The following is a 1,012-nucleotide window of genomic DNA, read 5'->3' as shown; positions in this document are numbered from 1 at the left end:
GGGCGAAGCCGCGCTGGCGCGCGCCGCCGAGCAGGCACGCCAGTGGCGCGAACAAGCGTTGCCGGACGACCCCGCCGCGCTGGCCGCGCTGCTGCGCGAGCAGTTCCGCACGGTGGCGCAGGCGGATCCGCTGTTCTTCCTGCAGGGGTCGGCAGGGGGCACGCTGGCAGGGCTTGTCGATCTGGTCGAGAAGTACTGCCCCGGCGAAGGCTATGCGGTGACGGCGGCGCTGATGGCAGGCGGCGAGCCGAGCGTGACGGCACAGCAAGGCTATGCGTTGATCGCGTTGGCCGAGACGGCCGCGGCGGACGCCGAAGCGCTGGCCTGGCTGCGCAGTCCGCAGCGCAGCGGCGCGCGGTGGGCACAGCAGCTGCCCGCGCACAGTCCCTTCCTGCGAGCATTCGCCGAGTTCCTGGATCGCTACGGCCATCGGGCCACCGCGGAAAGCTATGTGAGGCAGCCGCGCTGGCGCGAGGCGCCAGACTATCTGCTCGATACCGTGCTGGAGATGATCGGCAGCAACGCCGAGGCGGTACGGCAGCGCCAGCGCGTTGCCGCGGCGCAGGCATGGCAGCGGCTGCGCCGGGCGATCCCGCCGCTGGCGCGGCCCGCGATGCTGGCGGTGCTGAAGCGATTGGTGCGAGTGGCCACGCGCGAGTGCAATCAGCGCGAAGCGGCGCGCAGCGCGTTGATGCGGTATCTGGAAGCGGTGCGCCGTACCGCGCTCGCGCTGGGCACGCAACTGGCCCGTGGCGGCAAGGAGGACGGATTCGAGCGGCCCGACGATGTATTTCATCTGACCGCATTCGAATTGCTCGCTGTCGCCGAAGGGCGCATGCCGCTGCGGTATGCAGCGCGGCGCGCGGCACGGCGGGCCGAGGTGCTGGCCGATCAGGCGGACCGGGCGGAGCCGGCGGTGATCGTCGAACAGCCGGGCGCGTTGCCGGCGGTGTTCTCGTCGTCGGAACCAAGCGCCACGTACGTGGCCGATGCGGCCGCCGGGCGCTGGTCC

Annotated in this window: 1 pseudogene; it reads left to right on the top strand. The window is 72.0% G+C overall.

Features of this window, described 5'->3' with window-relative positions:
- Positions 1-1,012: pseudogene (locus B551_RS26740) on the top strand (pyruvate, water dikinase); the annotation flags it as partial.

It is taken from the genome of Cupriavidus sp. HPC(L) (assembly GCF_000307735.3).
Lineage (GTDB): Bacteria > Pseudomonadota > Gammaproteobacteria > Burkholderiales > Burkholderiaceae > Cupriavidus.
The sequence above is the reverse complement of the archived record's forward strand: the minus strand, read 5'-3'. Positions and strand labels throughout refer to the sequence as shown.